We start from the raw sequence: 1,635 nt of genomic DNA, 5'->3' as shown, positions 1-1,635 counted from the left end.
CCCGCAAAGCCGAACTCGCTGCCCGACACCGCCGCTGCGGTCGGCACCGTCAGGTTCATTGCCACGCCGCCGCTGTTGCTCAGCGTCGCCGTGACGCTGTTGCTCTGTCCGACCTGCGTGGTCGCAAAGGCCGGCGCACTCAGCGTGGCAGCCGGCGCCGTGCCACGCGTGGCGCTCGCACCTGCTGCCGTGCCGGCACCCGCGCCGATCGCGGCCAGGCTGTTCGGCGCCGCATGCTGCTGCGTGCTGCCCTGCAAGCGGCCGAGCAGCCAGGTGTCCCCGGCGATGTTGTCGATCGCATAGACGTGGGTCGCCGTCGATGAGACGCTCTGCGCCACGCCGGCCGCGTTCCCGCTCGTCGACGTCACCACCTCCTTCGGATCACCGTTGTCGTTGAAGCGGTGGGTGGTCGTGGTGACCGGCAACGCCTCACCGGTGGCCGGGTCCTTGCCGGTCTTGGTGGCCTTGTAGAGATAGGGCCGCAGGATCCGGGTGCCGGCCGCCGGCGGGCACGGTGCATCCGCCGTGGCATTCGCTTCGGCAGCCGCGCTGGCGGACTTCTCGCAATGCACGTTGATTTCGCTCGACAGCACCAGGCCCGACGCCTGGTCGAGCGTGGCCCGCCAGGTCTCGCTGCGGGCCGGCAGCCCGATGTAGGGATGGCGTTGCTGCTGTTGCAGCACCTGCGTCAGCACCGTGCCGTCGGGCGTCTGCCGCTGGCGGCGCACCTCGCGGAAACCGCGGGAGCCATACCCGTCATGGGCCAGCTTGAGGCCGCGGTAGCTGAACTCCTCGAGCACCTGGCCGCCGCCGACAGCGCTGTCGCGCGTGATGGTGGCGACGACGTACGACGAATCGATGCTGTCGAACAGCGGGAATGCCGCCGCGTTCGCCGTGCCGCGGTCGCTCGTGTAGCGCGGGCCGAGCGCGCCGCTGGCGGAGTTGGCCAGCGGCACCCAGGTCAGCGTGGTGCGCAGGTTGCGGGGCGAGGTCACGCCGACCAGCAGGTCCGGCGGCAGCGTGGAACCCTGGCGGACGTAGAGCTGGTTGCTGGTGCCGTCACCCGGCGTCGGAGACCCCAGCAGCCGCAGGATCTCCACGTCGCCCCGGCCGGTGAAGTTGCCGGTGACGAAGGCGGCCGCGCTGTCGCTGCGCTGCAGCAGGTCGTTGGCCGTTTTGAGGTTGAAGCCGGTCGATTGGCGGTAGGTGCCGTCGCCGTTGCTCAGGTAGATCTTGTTCTGCGTCGGGTCGTCGCTCCAGCGGATGATGTCGTCGCGGCCATCGCGGTTGACGTCCGCGAAGACGATGTCGGCCGTGTGCGTTGTGAACCCGAGCTGCGGCGCTGTCGTGATCAGCGACTCGGAACCCAGGTTGTAGTTGCTCTCACGCAGCAGGAGCCCGCCACCGTCGGAGACGCTGCTCAGGCAGTCCATGCGGCCGTCGCCGTTGAAGTCGAGCGGTGATTGGCAGCCGCCGCTTGCACCGAGGCCGTTGACCGGCAGGAACGAGAAGTCTCCGAGTGAGCGCCACGCGGTCGCGGGCGGCCGCAGGTTCGCACCGGTGCCCAGCATGCCGGCCGGTGCGAGGTCGAAGTTGCCGTCGCTGTCGAAGTCCATCACGTGCGAGGGCTGGCCC

Annotated in this window: 1 protein-coding gene; it reads right to left on the bottom strand. The window is 69.8% G+C overall.

Translation table 11 applies throughout. The features are described from left to right. A partial coding sequence (locus tag AC1D01_RS33805) for an FG-GAP repeat domain-containing protein (RefSeq protein ID WP_477873835.1) occupies nucleotides 1-1,635 on the bottom strand: 1,635 nt, incomplete at both ends.

It is taken from the genome of Rhizobacter sp. P3_B12 (genome assembly GCF_056402895.1).
This window is presented reverse-complemented; position numbering and strand designations above follow the sequence as displayed.